Source organism: Halomonas sp. BMC6 (assembly GCF_964204995.1).
Classification (GTDB): Bacteria; Pseudomonadota; Gammaproteobacteria; order Pseudomonadales; family Halomonadaceae; genus Vreelandella.
Map to the genome: position 1 here is coordinate 495,634 of NZ_CAXNSH010000001.1, position 17,148 is coordinate 512,781.

15 protein-coding genes are annotated in these 17,148 nt (G+C 59.6%); 3 read left to right on the plus strand and 12 right to left on the minus strand.

What is annotated here, in order from left to right:
- Position 1 precedes the first annotated feature (1 nt).
- The 7 genes from urtB to AB6K10_RS02295 all read right to left on the minus strand — a co-directional run bounded on the left by urtB (position 2) and on the right by AB6K10_RS02295 (position 9,273).
- The gene (gene urtB / locus AB6K10_RS02265; protein WP_339117911.1) at positions 2-1,612 is read right to left on the minus strand and encodes an urea ABC transporter permease subunit UrtB; all 1,611 of its coding nucleotides are present in this window, start codon (positions 1,610-1,612) and stop codon (positions 2-4) included.
- Positions 1,613-1,695: 83 nt separating this feature from the next.
- On the minus strand, positions 1,696-3,048 hold the full coding sequence (gene urtA / locus AB6K10_RS02270) for an urea ABC transporter substrate-binding protein (RefSeq protein WP_339117912.1): 1,353 nt from the start codon (positions 3,046-3,048) through the stop codon (positions 1,696-1,698).
- A 376-nt stretch (positions 3,049-3,424) separates the two neighbouring features.
- On the minus strand, positions 3,425-4,924 hold the full coding sequence (locus AB6K10_RS02275) for a tripartite tricarboxylate transporter permease (RefSeq protein ID WP_253018525.1): 1,500 nt from the start codon (positions 4,922-4,924) through the stop codon (positions 3,425-3,427).
- Positions 4,925-4,973: 49 nt separating this feature from the next.
- Positions 4,974-5,456, minus strand: coding sequence for a tripartite tricarboxylate transporter TctB family protein (locus tag AB6K10_RS02280; protein WP_159343471.1), 483 nt, complete (start codon positions 5,454-5,456; stop codon positions 4,974-4,976).
- Between the two features lie 107 nt (positions 5,457-5,563).
- Positions 5,564-6,559 (minus strand): tripartite tricarboxylate transporter substrate binding protein, encoded by a 996-nt coding sequence (locus tag AB6K10_RS02285; protein ID WP_339117913.1) that lies wholly within the window; start codon positions 6,557-6,559, stop codon positions 5,564-5,566.
- Positions 6,560-6,808: 249 nt separating this feature from the next.
- Positions 6,809-7,540, minus strand: a complete 732-nt coding sequence (locus AB6K10_RS02290; RefSeq protein ID WP_253018529.1) for a response regulator — start codon at positions 7,538-7,540, stop codon at positions 6,809-6,811.
- Positions 7,541-7,578: 38 nt separating this feature from the next.
- On the minus strand, positions 7,579-9,273 hold the full coding sequence (locus AB6K10_RS02295; protein ID WP_339117914.1) for a sensor histidine kinase: 1,695 nt from the start codon (positions 9,271-9,273) through the stop codon (positions 7,579-7,581).
- A gap of 189 nt (positions 9,274-9,462) precedes the next feature.
- Between AB6K10_RS02295 and AB6K10_RS02300 the strand changes: the two genes are divergently transcribed.
- On the plus strand, positions 9,463-10,149 hold the full coding sequence (locus tag AB6K10_RS02300; RefSeq protein ID WP_339119589.1) for a DUF481 domain-containing protein: 687 nt from the start codon (positions 9,463-9,465) through the stop codon (positions 10,147-10,149).
- 12 nt (positions 10,150-10,161) lie between these two features.
- On the opposite strand, the gene AB6K10_RS02305 is transcribed toward AB6K10_RS02300, so the two are convergent.
- The 3 genes from AB6K10_RS02305 to AB6K10_RS02315 are packed head-to-tail and all read right to left on the minus strand — an operon-like array spanning position 10,162 to position 12,781.
- Positions 10,162-10,932 carry an ABC transporter permease gene (locus AB6K10_RS02305; RefSeq protein WP_159343475.1) on the minus strand — a complete coding sequence of 257 codons (771 nt, stop codon included), beginning with the start codon at positions 10,930-10,932 and terminating at the stop codon, positions 10,162-10,164.
- Between the two features lie 11 nt (positions 10,933-10,943).
- Positions 10,944-11,726 carry an ABC transporter ATP-binding protein gene (locus AB6K10_RS02310; RefSeq protein WP_305947324.1) on the minus strand — a complete coding sequence of 261 codons (783 nt, stop codon included), beginning with the start codon at positions 11,724-11,726 and terminating at the stop codon, positions 10,944-10,946.
- Entirely contained in the window at positions 11,726-12,781 is a 1,056-nt protein-coding gene (locus tag AB6K10_RS02315) for an ABC transporter substrate-binding protein (RefSeq protein WP_339117915.1), read from the minus strand. Before AB6K10_RS02315 ends, AB6K10_RS02310 begins: the two co-directional genes overlap by 1 nt.
- A 395-nt stretch (positions 12,782-13,176) precedes the next feature.
- On the opposite strand from AB6K10_RS02315, the gene AB6K10_RS02320 reads away from it, so the two are divergent.
- On the plus strand, positions 13,177-14,730 hold the full coding sequence (locus AB6K10_RS02320; protein WP_305947322.1) for a BCCT family transporter: 1,554 nt from the start codon (positions 13,177-13,179) through the stop codon (positions 14,728-14,730).
- 20 nt (positions 14,731-14,750) lie between these two features.
- Here the strand turns inward: AB6K10_RS02320 and AB6K10_RS02325 are convergent, their stop codons facing one another.
- Together AB6K10_RS02325 and folK are read right to left on the minus strand one after the other, a co-directional pair.
- Complete coding sequence (locus AB6K10_RS02325; protein WP_339117916.1) at positions 14,751-15,572, minus strand: flagellin; 822 nt, start codon at positions 15,570-15,572, stop codon at positions 14,751-14,753.
- A 109-nt stretch (positions 15,573-15,681) separates the two neighbouring features.
- Complete coding sequence (gene folK, locus AB6K10_RS02330) at positions 15,682-16,128, minus strand: 2-amino-4-hydroxy-6-hydroxymethyldihydropteridine diphosphokinase (protein WP_339117917.1); 447 nt, start codon at positions 16,126-16,128, stop codon at positions 15,682-15,684.
- Between the two features lie 266 nt (positions 16,129-16,394).
- Here folK and AB6K10_RS02335 point away from each other — a divergent pair, with 266 nt between their 5' ends.
- On the plus strand, positions 16,395-17,147 hold the full coding sequence (locus AB6K10_RS02335) for an SDR family oxidoreductase (RefSeq protein ID WP_339117918.1): 753 nt from the start codon (positions 16,395-16,397) through the stop codon (positions 17,145-17,147).
- Position 17,148 lies beyond the last annotated feature (1 nt).

The following is a 17,148-nucleotide window of genomic DNA, read 5'->3' on the forward strand; positions in this document are numbered from 1 at the left end:
GTTAGCCCTCCGCAGCCCGGCCCTTCTGCGGGAAGAGTCCACGCGGGCGTTTTTGAATAAACAGAATGATGAAGACCAGCACGATAATCTTGGCCAGCACCGCGCCCGCCCAGGGTTCCAGCACCTGGTTGATCACCCCCAGCGAGAGCCCTGCCACCAGCGTGCCCCACAGGTTACCCACGCCGCCGAACACCACCACCATGAACGAGTCGATGATGTAGTTCTGGCCCAGGTTGGGGCCTACGTTGGTGAGCTGGGAGAGCGCCACGCCCGCCAAGCCCGCCACGCCGGAACCCAGCGCAAAGGTCATGATATCCACGCGGGTGGCGCGGATGCCCATGGAGCGCGCCATGGCGCGGTTTTGGGTCACGGCACGCACTTCTAGCCCTAAGCGGGTGCGGCGCATAATCAGCATCAGCGCGGCAAACACCACCAGCGCAAAGCCAAGCACGTACATACGGTTGAGGGTGAGCGAAAGCGCGTCGTTGATGACCAGCGAGCCGCTCATCCACTCCGGCGTCACCACGGTGCGGTTGAGCGGAGAAATCACCGTGCGCACCAACTGCTGCAGAATCAGGCTGATACCGAAGGTCGCTAATAGGGTTTCCAGCGGGCGGCCTTTGAGGAACTGGATCACACCCCGCTCAATGGCAATGCCCACCAACGCAGCCACCATAAAGCCTGCGGGGATAGACAGAATCAGGGCCAGCCCGGGCTGGCCCGGCAGCAGCTGCTGCATCATCCAGGTGGTGTAGGCGCCTAACATCATCAGCTCACCATGGGCCATGTTGATCACGCCCATCACGCCAAAGGTAATCGCCAGGCCAATCGCTGCCAGCACCAGCACCGAGCCCAGGCTCAAGCCGAAATAGAGCGTCTCCAGGCCCCGGTTAATCTTGAGCTGCTGCTCAATGCCTGCCAGCGCCGTCGCTGCTGCCTCGGCAACCATGGGGTCGTCGCTGTTCGCGGCACGGCCTAACGCCACGCGAGCACGCGGGTGAAGGCTGCCGGTGAGCGCCTCGACACCCGCCATCTCGCCCTGCTCGGCGCGATAAATCGCCACCGCCTGGGCCAAGCGCGTGCGAACGTACTCATCTTCCGCGTCGGCAATCACCGGTTCCAGCGTCTCGGCCAGCTCGCCGTCCACTTCGCCCAGCAAGCGGTCGGCGGAAGTGCGGCGGCGCTCGACGTTAGGCGAGTAGAGGTCCACCACGGCAATGGCGCTGCGCAGCTGGTTACGCAGCGCGTTGTTGATACCGATGCGGTCCAGGTCGCGGCGGGACATTTCGCCCAGCGGCTCGTTGGTCAGCGCATCCGCCACCGGCCAGTCACGGCCACGGTTCTCGAGCACCAGCACGAAGCGGCCATCGTCGGTGCGCTGTAGGCGGCCATCCAGCAGCGCCTGCAACCAGTCGCGGGCGCGCTCGTCGTCGCTTTGCAAAATAGTGGTAATGGCTTCGCCTTTATCGCGGTAGGAGTCCACATCCAGCGCGGTCAAAAGCGCGAGTGCGGCTTGGTCATCGGGGGTCGAGGAGCTGCTTTGTGCCTGCGCCGACACGGCGGTGCCGAGTAGCATCAAGCACAGCAGCCCCAAGGAAAGGAAACGCCTCATGGGGTTCTTCCTTTGGTGATCAAATGGGGGAGATAGCGTGCTCCCCTACTGCGCCATTGCGCTGGCGCAGTAGGGGACGGAAGTTACTCGGCGAGCGCTGCTTCGGCTTCTTCTGCTGCGGTGCTGCCACCACAGGAACCGTTCACAACGTTAAAGTTGCCGCACTCCATGGGCTTGCGCCAATCAGAGATCAGGTCACGGGAGCCCGGCAGGTAATCCGACCACGCATCACCGGCCACGGTAGAGGGCGTTTGCCAGACGATATCGAACTGGCCGTTATCCTGAACTTCACCAATCAGCACCGGCTTGGTGATGTGATGGTTAGGCATCATCGCCGCGTAACCGCCGGAGAGGTTCGGTACGGTCACGCCGATAATCGCGTCTTTCACCGTATCCACATCGGTGGTGCCCGCTTTACGCACGGCTTCGGCCCACATGTTGAAGCCAATGTAGTGAGCTTCCATGGGGTCGTTGGTCACCGACATCTCGTCACCAGTGTGCTCAATCCAGGCGTCGATAAAGTCGTAGTTGGCGTCGGTATCAACGCTCATGAAATAGTTCCAGGCGGCTAGGTGGCCCACCAGCGGCGCGGTGTCGATACCGGAAAGCTCCTGCTCACCCACCGAGAAGGCGATGACCGGAATGTCGGCGGCATCAATGCCCTGGTTAGCCAGCTCGCGGTAGAACGGCACGTTGGCGTCGCCGTTAATGGTGGAGATCACGGCAGTAGGCTTGCCCTCTTCACCAAAGCGGCGGATTTCGGAGACGATGTTCTGCCAGTCCGAGTGACCAAACGGCGTGTAGTTGACCATGATGTCTTCTTCCGCCACACCGTGCTCATCTTTCAGGAACGCTTCCAAGATGCGGTTGGTGGTGCGCGGGTAGACGTAGTCGGTGCCGATCAGCGCAAAACGTTCGATACCGACTTCGTTGATCAAATACTCAACGGCAGGGATGGCCTGCTGGTTGGGCGCGGCACCGGTGTAGAAAACGTTCTCAGAGGACTCTTCGCCTTCGTACTGCACCGGGTAGAACAGCAGGCCGTTGAGCTCTTCTACCACCGGCAGCACCGCTTTACGGGAAACGGAGGTCCAGTTGCCGAAGATCACATCCACTTCTTCCTGGGCCAGCAGCTCGCGGGCGCGCTCGGCAAACAGCGGCCAGTTAGACGCGGGGTCGACCACCACGGCTTCTAGCTGACGGCCCAGCAAGCCACCGGCTTCGTTCTGCTGCTCAATAAGCATTTCCACGGTGTCTTTCAGGGTGGATTCACTGATAGCCATGGTGCCAGAGAGCGAGTGCAAAATACCGACTTTGATCGGGTCGTCGTCTTGGGCCACCGCTTGCGCGCTGGTGCCCATCACAGCGGCGGTGATCAGGGCAGTGGCGAAACGGCTAAGGGTGCGTGGGTGTGTCTTGCGCTGCAGTGTGGTCACTTGAACCTCCTTGCGCCCCTTATGGTTGGGGCTCGTGTTTGGGGTACCGCGACCAAGCGTTGTCGTTATTGAGGCGACGGGGCACTTGGTGCGTCCACTCGTGGGTCGCGAGTTACAACTCGTATTCACACGTCGCTATACACACTGCAAGGGGTGCGCCAATGTGGAACAAAGGCCACGATTAAAAATACAATCAAACACTTAGCTGTGTACAAAAAATACCGCTCAGACCACTTAGCACCAAGATGACGCAACGCGGCGGCGCCCATGCACGATTGTTATGCACCACCACGACGCTTTGCACCACGGGCGAAGGTGCACCATAAAAAAAGCGCCCTCGCAGACGCGAGGGCGCTTTCGGGGTCCGCCAATAGTGTTAGTTCACAGCAGCAGCGGCTTTCGTGCGACGTTTTTTGAGCAGCGGCAGGCCAAGCGACAGCACGGCGATGACCAGGAGCGACAGCGAAATCGGCTTGTCGATAAAGGTAGTCCAGTCGCCACCGGAGATCTGCAGCGCCCGGCGCATGGACTCTTCCATGATGTTACCGAGAATCAGCGCAAGGATCAGCGGCGCGGTGGGGAAGCCAAACAGGCGCATGCCCAAGCCCAGCAGACCAAAGCCCAGCAGCAGCAGCAGGTCGAAGACGCTGAAGCTCATGCCGTAAACGCCGATCATGCAGAAGATCAGAATCATCGACAGCAGCAGCGGGCGCGGCAGGTCGAGGATTTTAGCGATCAGCGGGATCAGCGGCAGGTTCAGTACCAGCAGGAAGATGTTGCCGATGTACATACTGGCAATCACGCCCCAAAACACATCCGGACGCTGCTCCAACATCATCGGGCCAGGCGTCACACCCATCACCAGCAGCGCGCCCAACAGGACCGCCGTGGTACCAGAGCCCGGCACACCCAGAGTTAACAACGGCACGAAAGAGCCGGTACAGGCGGCGTTGTTGGCCGCTTCCGGAGCGGCTACGCCCTTGATGTTGCCCTGACCAAAGGTGTCGCCATCTTTCGCCAGGCGCTTCTCCATGCTGTAGCCCAGAAAGGAGCCAATGGTGGCGCCCGCCCCCGGCAGTACGCCGGTAAAGAAGCCCAGTACGGAACTGCGGCTAATGGGGCCCGCAATTTTCTTCACTTCACCGCGGCTCAGCTTCAGCGAGCCAATCACGTTGCGCGGCACCTCTTTACCACCGCCACCACGCAGCAGCATGTAGAACACTTCCGCCAAGGCGAAGATACCCAGCGCCACCACCAGGAAGTCGATGCCGTCGAGCAGTTGAATCGAGTTGAAGGTAAAGCGTTCGGTGCCGGTTTGCGTGTCGATCCCCACAATCGAGATCATCACGCCAATAACCGCCGCAATCAGGCCTTTCACCAGCGACTTATCTGACAACGACACCACCGCCGTCAGGCCCAGTACCATCAGTGCAAAGTACTCTGCGGGGCCAAAGCTCACCGCCACCTTGGAGAGCAGCGGGGCCACCAGCATCAAAAAGACCACCGAGACCGTACCGCCAATGAAGGAGGCGTAGGCGGCAATGGCCAGCGCCTTACCCGCCATGCCCTGCTTGGCCATCGGGTAACCATCGAAGGAGGTCGCTACCGTGCCCGCCACGCCGGGGGCGTTGAGCAGAATGGACGACGTCGATCCGCCGAAGATAGCGCCGTAATAGACCCCGGCCATCAGAATCAACCCAGAGGAGGGCTCCATGGCAAAGGTGATTGGAATCATCAGGGCCAGCGCGCTGATCGGCCCCAGGCCGGGCAGCATGCCGATAATAGTACCCGCAAACACACCGGCGAATACGTAGGCGATATTGATTGGCTCAAGCGCGATGCCAAAGCCGTACATCAGATTGTTTAAGGCATCCATGGGAGTGTCTCTCGTTAAAACCCGCTATAGGTGCATCCGCACGCCATGCTTAGAACGGCAGTACGCCGGTGGGTAGGTAAACATCCATTACCCGCGTCATGGTCAGGTAAAGGGCCAGTACCACACCCAGCGATACCGCTAGGTTGACGCCATGGCGGCGATAGCCGTAATAGGCGGTTAAACCCACACTTAGTAGCGTGGAGGCCAGTACGAAACCCAGCGGCACCAGCAGGAACGCATAGGCGGCAATGGCCAGCGCGGTCACGATGACACGCGCCCAGGGAGTGAACAGCAGCGGCCCGTTAGTGGCCTCATGGTCGATTTCATCAGCCCCAGCAATGGCGCTCGGCTTCTCAAAAAACAGCAGCGCGGCCAGTAGCAGCAGCGATACACCCAGCACTTTGGGGAAGAGGTCTGAATCCACCGGACGCGGCAGAGGAAACGTTGGAATTTGCCAGGCCATGGCCAGATAAGCAGCCGCTACCAGTGCCAGTACGAGCGCTAGCCACTGGTTAACATTTAATCGAGTCATTGGAATTTCTCCGAAGATGCCAACGCAGTTGCGTTAGCCCTCGCGGTAACAGATAGAAGCATCCGGCGGCGCAGAGCCGCCGGCGTATCTCTAACGGGCGCTGGCGCTTACTGGCGCAGCAGGCCCAGGTCGGTCAGCACGCTGCTGAACTGCTCTTGCTGCTCATCCAGGAAGGTGCCGAACGCGTCGCTATCCTGGTAGGCATCGATCCAGCCCAACTGGTCGCTGGCTTCGCGCCATGCGTCGGTTTCGAGCATTTCAGCGAACAAAGTCTCGTAGTACTCGACCGCTTCTTCCGGCATGTCCGGGGCGCCCATCACACCGCGCCAAATATCGAAGGTGTAATCGAAGCCCTGCTCTTTATAGGTCGGCACGTCGGCCAAGCCGCCGCCCAGACGCTCTTCGGAAGAGACGCCCAATGCGCGCAGCTGGCTGCCTTCGCCCAGTTGGCCCACGGCTTCACCGGCTCCGCCGATCACCGCTTCGATATGGCCACCCATCAGGTTGGTCATGGCATCGCCGCCACCGGAGAACGGAATGTAGTTCACCGCAGAGGCTTCCATTCCCGCCGCCGAGGCCAAGCCCGCCACCGAGATATGGTCCATAGAGCCCGGCGCACTGCCGCCGCCCACACTCAGGCCGGGGTTGGCTTTGAGCGCTTCGAACAGGTCTTCCAGGTTTTGGTACTCAGAATCTGCAGCGACCAGGATGATGGAGTAGTCGGTGTTGATCCGCGCAATCGGCGTGAAATCGGTGTGGTCGTAGCGCGAAGCGCCTGCCAGCGGTACCAGGATCATCGGCGGGCTAGTGGCAAACAGTTTATGGGGGTTGCCGCTATCACGGGCGACCTGGGCCCACGCTACCGCACCGCCGCCGCCGGGTACGTTGATGGCCGCAAAACTTTCATCCGCCAAGGACTCTTGTTGAATCACGCGGGACATGGTGCGCACCAGCGTATCCCAGCCGCCACCGGGGTTCGCCGGGGCAACAAATTCGATAGAACGGCTTGGGGTCCACTCTTGCGCTTGGGCAGAGGTCGTCATGGCCAGGGCAGCCATCGGCAGGGCAAGCACGGCGATGCGCTTCAAGGAAAGCGTAGTCATTGGCGTTCTCCACATTATTGTTCAGGCGTTATTATTCATACGGTGTTTTGGTGGGCGCGGCTTGTTGTGTGCGCCGAGTCATGAACCAAAAGCACGGCTAATCTGCATCACGCTTCGCGCGCGGAGATCAGCTTTGTGTGGTTACGCCGTGAACGTTAGAGGAGTGCCATCCCCATCGACAAGCTTGTGACCATTAACGACAAATTGTTCTTTTTGTGCGTTTTGTTCATTTTGTTCACACAGCGGCGCTCACAACGTTTCCAACCACCCTTTGGCGGCGCTCAACAACCGATAACGCCGCTCGGGGCGGCCCACATCGCCATACCCGAGTTCAGCGCTCAACGCTTGTTCCGCCACCAAAAACTCCAGGTAGCGTCGTGCGGTCGAGCGGCTGGCGCCCATGGTGCGAGCCACCTGCATCGCGGTAAGCGACTCGGATTCGGCGGCCAGCGCATCCACGACCCGGCGAAGCGTCAAGCGGTCGATGCCCTTGGGCAGCGTACGGCTACCCGTGCGTGCGGGCTCGCTAGGCGTCACTCTTGCCAGCACATGATCCAACTCGTCTTGGCTCATTTCAGCGCGGTTCGCCAGCGCTTCACGCTCGCGGCGAAAGCGGGTCAGCATCTGATTCATGCGGGCCGCTTCTATGGGTTTGATCAGATAGTCAAACACCCCGCCACGCAGCGCCTCACTAATGGTCTCCACCTCTTTGGCAGCGGTGACCATCACGATATCCACATGCACGTAGTCGCGGCGAATGGCCCACAGGAGCTCAAGTCCTTCAACATCCGGCAGGTAGGCATCCAGCAAAATCAGTTGAATCTCTGCAGCGTGCAGAGCCATCAGCGCTTTGGCTTCGCTGCCGTTGCGTGCCATGCCCACCACGTAAAAGCCCTCGCTCTGCTCGATAAAGGCGCGGTGGATATCGGCGATGCGAAAATCGTCTTCGACGACCAAAATGCCGTATTGCGTCGCAGACATGCGGTGTCCTCTTATTATCGTCGTGTGCTCTTCACTCGTTATGAGGTCGGGGGCTGAGTGGCGGGATCGGCGCATAGTGAGCGATCCAGCACGGCCGTAAAACACGCGCCCCCCAGCTCGCTCTCTTCCAGCGTTATCGCGCCCCCGTGCTGGCGGCAAAGCCTATCCACCAGGGCGAGCCCAATCCCCCGATGCTTGCCGGTTTTGGTGGAAAACCCGTCGGCAAAAATCGATTCGGCATGCTCGGCGGGCACCCCAGCGCCGTTATCTTCTACTTCGATAAGCAGCTGCTCGCCGAGGTCGGTGAAAAACAGCCGCACCTGGGGCTGGTCACCGTGGGGGCCGTTGAGCGCGGCGTGGCAGGCGTTATCCAGCAGGTTGCCCACCACGCTCATCATCACCTCTTGGCCGGTAGGCGTCAGTGGGCAGGAGAGCGAGCTCTGCTCGTCGATCTCCAGGGCAACGCCCAGCTCGCGGGCGCGGGTGAGTTTGCCCAGCAGCGTGCCGCTCAGGACTGCATCCGCTACGTGGCGCATCAAAAAGCTCATTTGCGCCTGGGCGCGCTCGGTTTCCTGATGAATCAGCGCCAGCGCTTCGTCGATGCGCTGGAGCTGCAACAGCCCGGAGATGGTGTAGAGCTTGTTGGAGAACTCGTGGGCCTGGGCGCGCAGCATATCCACATCGCGGCTGGCCTGGGTGAGCGCCTGGGAGAGGTCGATAATTTCCCGGCGGCTACGGAAGGTGGCCACGGCGCCCTCTATCTCGCCTTCATGGAGAATCGGCACCCGGTTGACCACCACCGGGTGATCTCCTAGCCACATCTCCTGGTCAAACTCCTGCTCGCCATGCTTCAAGACTTCCAGCAGCCGCGAATTGGGCACCACCTCGCGGATCGGCTGCCCCAGCAGCACGTGCTCATCCGGCAGCTCTAAAAAGCGCCGTGCCTGCTGGTTCACCAAGGTGATATGACCATCGCGATTCACGGCGAGAATGCCTTCGTGAATCGACTGCAGAATGGCCTCTTTCTCCATTGCCAAGCGGGCAATTTCGTAAGGCTCTAAGCCTAGGATGATCTTTTTAAGGTGCTGCGATAGCCAGTAAGCGCCCGCAAACCCCAGCACAATCATGAGCGCCACCAGCGCCCAGCCGAGGCTGGTGTAGCGGGCCACATCCATATCGACGCGGTCGAGCATAAAGCCCACCGAGACCACCCCAATGATGTTGCCCTCCTCGTCCCATACCGGCGTTTTACCGCGCATGGCGGTGCCCAGCGTGCCGGTGGCTTCAGAGACATAGGACTGTCCATAGATCAGCGCTTGGTCATTATCGCCGCCCACCATGGGCTGACCAATGCGCTCGGGCACGGGGTGGGAGTAGCGGATCGATTGGGCATTGCCCACCACCACGTAGCGTGCGCCGGTTTCCTGGCGCACTCGCTCGGCTAGCGGCTGAATGATGGCAGAGGGGTCAGCAGTGGTAAAAGCGTTTACAATCTGCGGCATCCCGGCCACGGTTTTGGCCACGGCCAGCGCCCGCTCGCCCATTTGGTGAGTGATGATCTCGGCTTTGCGATGGTTGAGATAGGTGCCCTGGGCCAGCAGCATGCCCGCCAGCAGTAGCCCCACCAGCAGCATGACTTGCAGGCGGAAGCTGCGCTTATACCAGCGGCGCTTGGCACGGGTACGGCGCCAGCGCTGTAATTCGGCCAGTGTTCTAGGGCGAGGGGCGGTCATAACGGAACTCACTCTGCGCGACCGCGTCATTATGGCACGCAGCGCCTAATGGTCGTTAGTCGTTGCGCTGCCACCTCGCTGTGCTTTGATAACAGCCCCTTACCGATCCTACGCTCAAGGAGGAGTGTCGTGCGACACCTATTACGTTCTCTGGTTTTCAGCGGTACGGCATTGTGGTCCACGGGGGCCATGGCCTATCCGTTCTATGCCCCACCACCACCTAAAGAGGACACGCCCGTGTTCAGCGGCGACGCGGAGCTGGGCTTTACCCACCTGTCAGGCAACACCGATAGCCAAACCCTGATCGGCAAAACGCGCCTGACTTGGCTCACGGGGCAATTGACTCATTCGCTACGGGGGGAGGTGCGCAACGTCAGCAAGGAGGGTGAAACCAGCGCGGAGCAGTACTTATTGGCCGGTCGGGAGCGCTATGATTTTAGCGGGCCACACTATCTCTTCGGCTTTGCCCGCTGGGAGAAAGACCGCTTTGCCGGTTACGACCAGCAGCTCTCAGTGATTGGCGGCTATGGGCGGCAGCTGCTGGAAAATAAGCAACATACGCTCTCATTGGAAGCGGGGCCGGGGTATCGCAATGATCGCCTGCGAGACGAAGACAATCAGCAGCTGCCCGTGGCCTATACCGCTCTGGACTATCGCTACCGGTTTTCCGAGTACGCGGATATTTCCCAAGAGATGTCGGTGGAGTACACGGATGAAAATACCACTGCCCGCTCGCTGACGGCGTTGACTGCTCGGCTCAATGCCAAGCTGTCGCTGCGCCTCTCTTATGAAGTGAAGCACAACTCCCAGCCCCCGGAAGACGCCACCGAGCGCACCGACACCACCACCAGCGCCTCGCTGCTGTATAGCTGGTAAGCGCGGTGGACGCTAGCGGTGTTGCCCCCGGTGGGCCCACCCGGTCATGCGTTTTTCCAACAAAGCGAACAGCTCATACATCACCATGGCCATGGCGCTAATCACCAGTAACCCGGCGAATACCAAGCCCATACGCATCTGTGAGCCTGCGCTCATCATCAGGTAGCCAATGCCTTGATTGGAGGCCACGGTTTCCGATACCACGGTGCCTACGAATGCCAGGGTGATGGCAATTTTGAGCGAGGCAAAAAAGTACGGCAGCGAGCGAGGCAGGCCTACCTTGAGCAGCACATCGATACGCCGCGCACCCAACACGCGCAGCACGTCCTCCATCTCGGGCTCCAGCGTCGCTAGCCCCGTGGCCACATTCACCACGATGGGGAAAAAGCAGATCAAAAACGCGGTGAGGATGGCGGGCACTGAGCCGATCCCAAACCAGACCACTAGAATGGGCACAAAGGCCACTTTCGGGATGGCGTTAAACCCCACTAATAGCGGGTAGCAGGCGTTATAGAGAAAGCGCGACGAGCCGACGATAAAGCCCAGCACTAGCCCCACCACGACGCCCAAGCCAAAACCAATCAGCGTGGTCCAAAACGTTTGCCAGGAGTGCATGGCAATCGGCCCTGAATACGTCACCAGCGCCTGTAGGGTGTCTAACGCGCTTGGGAAGATAAAGCTGGGTACGTTGAAGAGCCTCACCGAGGCTTCCCACACGACCACCAGGACAGCCACGGCGATCCAGGGCGCTAGCCGTTCAATCAGCTTGCTGTTATGGGTCATATTCATGTCCGTTAGGTACTGCGCACTTCGCCAATCTGGGCGCGTAGTTCCTGCACCAGATCGATAAAAGGCTTTTCATAGGTGGTTTCCAGCGCCCGAGGCCGGGGCAGCTCAATGGCGCGGCGCTCGATCACACGACCAGGGCGGCGGCTCATCACGTAGACCGTATCGGCCAGGAACGCGGCTTCACGCAGGTCGTGGGTTACCAGCACCACGGTAAACCGCTGGGCTTCCCATAAATCCCGCAGCACGCACCAAAGCTCTTCGCGGGTGAAGGCATCCAGCGCGCCAAAGGGCTCATCCAACATTAGCAGGCGCGGCCGATGAATCAGTGCGCGGCAAATCGAGGCCCGCTGCTGCATACCACCCGAGAGCTGCCAGGGGTATTTATCTTCGTGCTCGGCCAAGCCCACCGTGGCAAGCAAATCCCGCGCCCAGCCCACAAACTCCTCCCGGCGCTGGCGGAACTGCTTCCGGTAGGGCTCGACGATTTCCAGCGGCAGCAGCACGTTATCCAGGGTGGTGCGCCAGGGCAGCAGGTTGGCGTTCTGAAACGCCATACCGGAGATTTTTAGCGGTCCGGTCACAGGTGCATCATCCACGCGCACGCTGCCCTGGGTCGGCGCGTGCAGCCCAGTGCACAGCTTCATAAAGGTGGATTTACCGCACCCGGAAGGCCCCACGAAGGCGACAAACTCGCCTTCGTGGATATCGAGATTAATATCCTCAATGGCATTGCCGGTGCCGTCGTAGGCCAGGCTTACGTCATCAAAGCGGACAAACGCTGCCGACATTACTCGGCCTCCGGCAGCAGCATGCGCTCTTCTACCGGCGGTAGGTAGCGGGAATCAAACACTTGGTCGGGCGACGGCAGCGTGGGCAGTTCATAGGCATCCGCCACCAGTTGAATCGCCTGCATTAACCGCTCGTCATCCACGCCGCCCACGCCAAACTCGCGGGCATCGGGGGTATCCACCACGCTCTCCAGCGCCAGCTTCAAACGGCGGGTTTCCATCTCCACATCAATCAAGCCATCGCGGTTTTTTACGTACTCGATGGCGGCTTCCGGGTCGTCCAGCGTCTCACCCAGTGCGCGGTTAAAGGCGCGTAAGAATCCCTGAACCGCTTCGGGATTGGCTTCCGCGAAGGCTTCGCTAGCCAAAATCGCGTTGCCGTAGAGCGGCACGCCATAATCCGGGAACGGCATGATGGTCAGGTCATCTTCACTCATCCCGCGCTCTTCCAGGTTCAGCAGGCTGGTGAAGTAGAACCCGGTGATGGCATCCACGTCGCCACGGGTCAGCAGCGTCTCACGCAGCGTAGGGTCGACGTTCTGCCACTCCACCGCATCGGCTTCCAGGCCGTTGGCAGCGGCGAAGATGCCCCACGCGCGGTAGCCGGTATCGAAGGCCGGGGCGGCAATGGTTTTGCCCGCTAGGTCGGCGGGGCTTTCGATCCCGCTCTCCTTACGGGCAAATACCGCGGCAGGCGTGCCGTCATAGACGATATACACGCCCTGAATACCAGGACCTTCAGGGTTTTCCGCCAGGAATTCGACCAGCGCGTTCAGGTCGCCAAAGCCCATCTCATACGCCCCAGAGGCGACCCGGTTCACCGCCCCCGCCGAGCCGCTGCCGGAATCAATCTGCACGTCCAAGCCCTCTTCAGCGAAGTAGCCTTTTTCAGCCGCCATCAAGAAGGGGGCGGCGGGGCCTTCGAAACGCCAGTCGAGCTGGAAACGGATGGGCGTCATGTCTGCCAGTGCGCTCATCGGCAGTAGCGACAGTGCCGCGCCGCCGAGCACGCTAGAGAGAAAAGTGGGTGTGGCAAAGCCGGGGCGTTGTGTCATAGCGTAAGGCACCTTGTATACAATGATTGCCCTGACCGTTGCAGCAATGTTGCCATTTTTTGTTTTTTACAATTTATTCATGACGTTATACGCCTTCCATTAGCAGATAACACGCATCAAACGTCCAACATGGTGCGATCAATCCGCAGCGTGCACCATTTTCAAACATTTCTCGCCAGATCGTTAGACTTTGGTCTAATCCGACGGTATACTGTGTTCAGTTTCCTGTCCTCGCGCCATTCATTGAATGGCGCTTTTTTTTGTTCTGAAAACGGGTCTAGACGACTAGCGTCTCGCTTAGCGCTCTTGCGCCGTTAAGTCGGCTCACGCTTTGGTTTGTTAAGCTAACGCGTTCCCCGCTCTTTCCTGCCAACTCCCATTCATAGGTGTTCGACATGAACCAACCTCCCCAACATACCGAGGGGCCCTCGCGGTTTTCCCTCGGTGATCCTATTGTGCTGGTGCTCAGCATCGGCTTCATCGTGGCGTTCCTCGGGCTCTCGTTTTACGACATCGACCGGGTCGCCAGCTCTATCAGCGCAGGCTTTGCCTGGACGGCGCTGGTGCTGGGTAGCTATTTTCAGCTGCTGCTTCTACTGACGTTTTTCATTGCGATTGGCGTGGCGTTAACGCCGGCAGCGAAAGCCAAAATCGGCAATCTCGATGCACCAGAAATGAGCACCTTTAAGTGGCTCTCGATCATTCTGTGTACGCTGTTAGCCGGTGGCGGGGTGTTTTTTGCCGCGGGCGAGCCGGTGTACCACTTCGTGGTCACCCCACCCGCCTTTGATACCGAGGCGGGCACCGCTGAAGCGGTCTCCGGCGCGCTGGCGCAGTCGTTCATGCACTGGGGCTTTATGGCTTGGGCAGTGCTGGGATCGCTCACCGCCGTGGTACTGGCCCACGCCCACTACGTGAAAGGCCAACCGCTGCAGCCGCGCACGCTGCTCTACCCGATTTTTGGGGAACGCCTGATGCGTGGCCCGCTGGGCAGCTTAGTGGATGCCTGCTGCGTGATTGCCTTAGTGGCGGGCACGGTAGGCCCTATCGGCTTTTTGGCCACGCAGGTGAGTTTTGGCCTGCATGAGCTGTTTGGCCTGCCGGAAGGCTACACGGGCCAGCTCATCATCCTGGCCGTGTTAGGGGCCATCTATGTGCTCTCTTCCATGAGCGGGGTGCATAAAGGCATCCAACTGCTGAGCCGCTTCAACGTGCTGCTGGCCTTAGCCATTGGCGCCATCATTGTGGTGTTTGGCCCCACGCTGTTTTTGGTGAACACCTACGTTTCCAGCATGGGCGCGTATGTCAGCGAGTTTTTCACCATGGCCACCATGACCGCAGAAACCGCCCCGGCGTGGTGGATGCAGTGGTGGACGGTGTTCTTCTTCGCTTGGTTTATTGGCTATGCACCGCTGATGGCGATTTTCGTGGCGCGCATTTCACGGGGCCGCAGCATTCGTGAAATGATTCTGGCGGTGGCCGTACTCGCTCCGATTGCCACCACCGTGTGGTTTACGCTACTGGGCGGTTCCGGCATTTACTACCAGTTGACGGGTGTGATCGATCTGACCGAAGCGCTCAATAACTTCCAGTTCGACGTCGCGACCCTCACGGTGGCGCAAGCGCTGCCCGGTGGCACCTGGATGGCGCTGGCGATTCTGCTGCTCACCACGATTTTCGTGGCCACCACCGGCGACTCCATGAGCTACGCGATCGCCGTCGTCGGCGCAGGCCATGATGACCCCAGCCCTTACATGCGCGCTTTCTGGGGAATCGCCATGGCACTGATGGCAGCCGTGCTGTTGTACATGGGCGCAGGCCAAATTAGCGCGCTGCAGCAGTTCATCGTAATCACCGCGATCCCGGTGTCGCTGATTCTGCTGCCTTCACTATGGAACGGCCCACAGGCGGCCTACGCCATGGCGCGGGAACAGGGCATCATCGACTAACGGTGATGGGCGGCTTCTAACTACAGCCCTTCCAGCAGCCGCAGAATCATCTGCGGCTGTTGGTTCACCCGGGTCAGCATGGCAATACCCACCTGCTGAAGCAGTTGGGCACGAATAAGGTTGGAAATTTCTTGCGCGTAGTCGGCATCTTGAATACGCGACTGTGCGGCGGAGGTGTTAATGATGTTGGTGTTGAGCCCGTCAATTACGCTCTCGAAGCGGTTCTGCACCGCGCCTAAATAGCTGCGCTGGCGGTCCACCTGCTTCATGGCCTCATCCACGACATCCATCGGTTTGGGCGTGGCCGAGCCATTATCTAATACGCTGAAATTATCCAACCCCAGCGCCTGACGCCCCATGGGAGAAAAGCGCACGCCAATCACATCCCCGGCGTTGGCCCCTACCTGAATATTGAGCGTTTTATCGCTCTCGATCAGCCGAATGCCGTTAAAGTTGCTCTGCTCGGCAATGCGATCGATCTCTTCCAACCGTTGGTCGATTTCTAACTGGATAGACGCCCGATCCGCTGATGAATTGGTGCCGTTGAGCGCCTGCACGCTGAGTTCGCGGATGCGCTGCAGGCTATCGTTGATCAGGTCCAACGCGCCTTCGGCGGTTTGCACCATCGAAATGCCGTCGTTGGTATTGCGAATCGCCTGGTTCATCCCGCGAAGTTGTGCGCCCATGCGATTGGCAATCGCCTGACCTGCCGGGTCATCCTTGGCGCTATTAATACGCAGCCCCGACGACAGACGCTCCATGGAGGTCTGCATCGCCTGCTGGCTACTGCGTAGATGGTTCATCACCAGTAGCGACGTGATATTAGTCGCAAGGCTGATCACGGGCGTGACCTCGAAATGAGCGCGACATGCGTGGTTAGCATCATTATCGACCGATAACCACGAAGCGTGAGGCCTATACCTCAATAATATCGCGCATGCGCGTACAGAGTTACGAAGCCGGGCTTGCGCTGAGCGAGCGCCCGCTGGCCGCCAGCACGTCATCGACTGGACCACGCACGTAATCATGCTGGAAGTAGCCGTCGTCCACGACGTCACCGTCCCAGGCCACGATATCCAAGTCCATGGTTCGCGGCCCGGATTTGATCGGCCCACGCACTCGCCCCAGGCGGTGCTCGACCTCTTTCAAATAGGCTTTGAAGGCATCACGCTCTAGCGTGGTGCGCACCACCAGCGCGGCATTGAGAAAATCGGGCTGCTGCTGAAAGCCGACCGGTGCCGTGCGGACGGCTTCGGAGCGAGCCACCAGTTCGCATTCACTGCTCAATATCTCTAGCGCCTGGGCGAAGTGGTGCTCTGGTTCAATATTGGACCCCACTGAAATCACGCACTCGTGGTACCGGGTGCTAGGTGTTGCATGTGACGACGTTGTTGGCATAGCGACATCCCAGATAAAAGCCGATGATGGAGTAACGAGACAAAGACGCTGACAAGATGCTTTCCAACAGCCGCGACGTTCACCGCGCCGTCATGGTTCGACGGGCTGATGTAAAGCGCTGATGCACAGCATCGAACCGCGCTTCCACAGAGTAGACCGTTGGCCATTTTGTTCAAGCTCTGTACAAGTTATTGACAAACGCTGCGCTCACGCAGAAAGTCTGGGGTATCAACGCGCGTCATTCACAACACAGCGAGGGATTCGTCATGCCAACATCTGCGGCACTTGTTACCGGCGGCGCCACACGCCTTGGCCGCCATTTTGCGGAAGCATTGGCCGACAAGGGCTTCGATATCGCCCTGCATGTCAACAGCTCCCGAGGGGAGGCCGAAGAAGTCGCCACGGTGATTCGTGGCAAAGGAAGGGCATGCGAGATACTTCCCTGCAACTTTCTGAGCGACTCGCTGGAAACGCTGATTCAACAGGCGAAAACACGTTTTCCCGGCTTGAACGTGCTGCTAAATAGCGCCTCGGCCTACGAACCTGCCCCCATCGCACAGACCGAGCTGGCCATGCTGGAGACCCAGTTTCGGGTCAACATGTTCACCCCACTGCTCCTCACACGCCATTTTGCCGATGCGGTAGAACACGGTCAGGTGATCAACATCATCGACAACAAAGTGGCCTACCACCAGTACCCGTATGCGGCGTACCTGCTTTCCAAGAAAAGTCTGGCCGACATGACCCGAATGGCCGCGCTGGAGTTTGCGCCACGCCTACGAATCAACGGTATTGCGCCGGGTGTGGTGTTACCGGCCTCACAACGCACGAGCGACTACATTCAGTGGCGTATCGAGGGTATTCCTGTGGATCACCAGGGTGACCCGGCCCATCTTGTACAAGCTTTGCATTACTTGCTGGATAACGCGTTCGTCGCAGGGCAGATCCTCTTCGTGGATGGCGGCGAGTCGATCAACCTGGAAGGTCGTCACTCCGAGAACTACCCTGGCCAGCGCTGAC

Coding starts and splice junctions, on each gene's coding strand:
- folK (WP_339117917.1), bottom strand. CDS start 16,128: ATGCCAACAACGTCGTCACATGCAACACCTAGCACCCGGTACCACGAG.
- urtB (WP_339117911.1), bottom strand. CDS start 1,612: ATGAGGCGTTTCCTTTCCTTGGGGCTGCTGTGCTTGATGCTACTCGGC.
- AB6K10_RS02335 (WP_339117918.1), top strand. CDS start 16,395: ATGCCAACATCTGCGGCACTTGTTACCGGCGGCGCCACACGCCTTGGC.
- AB6K10_RS02310 (WP_305947324.1), bottom strand. CDS start 11,726: ATGTCGGCAGCGTTTGTCCGCTTTGATGACGTAAGCCTGGCCTACGAC.
- AB6K10_RS02280 (WP_159343471.1), bottom strand. CDS start 5,456: ATGACTCGATTAAATGTTAACCAGTGGCTAGCGCTCGTACTGGCACTG.
- AB6K10_RS02320 (WP_305947322.1), top strand. CDS start 13,177: ATGAACCAACCTCCCCAACATACCGAGGGGCCCTCGCGGTTTTCCCTC.
- AB6K10_RS02315 (WP_339117915.1), bottom strand. CDS start 12,781: ATGACACAACGCCCCGGCTTTGCCACACCCACTTTTCTCTCTAGCGTG.
- AB6K10_RS02305 (WP_159343475.1), bottom strand. CDS start 10,932: ATGACCCATAACAGCAAGCTGATTGAACGGCTAGCGCCCTGGATCGCC.
- AB6K10_RS02290 (WP_253018529.1), bottom strand. CDS start 7,540: ATGTCTGCGACGCAATACGGCATTTTGGTCGTCGAAGACGATTTTCGC.
- AB6K10_RS02275 (WP_253018525.1), bottom strand. CDS start 4,924: ATGGATGCCTTAAACAATCTGATGTACGGCTTTGGCATCGCGCTTGAG.
- AB6K10_RS02295 (WP_339117914.1), bottom strand. CDS start 9,273: ATGACCGCCCCTCGCCCTAGAACACTGGCCGAATTACAGCGCTGGCGC.
- AB6K10_RS02300 (WP_339119589.1), top strand. CDS start 9,463: ATGGCCTATCCGTTCTATGCCCCACCACCACCTAAAGAGGACACGCCC.
- AB6K10_RS02285 (WP_339117913.1), bottom strand. CDS start 6,559: ATGACTACGCTTTCCTTGAAGCGCATCGCCGTGCTTGCCCTGCCGATG.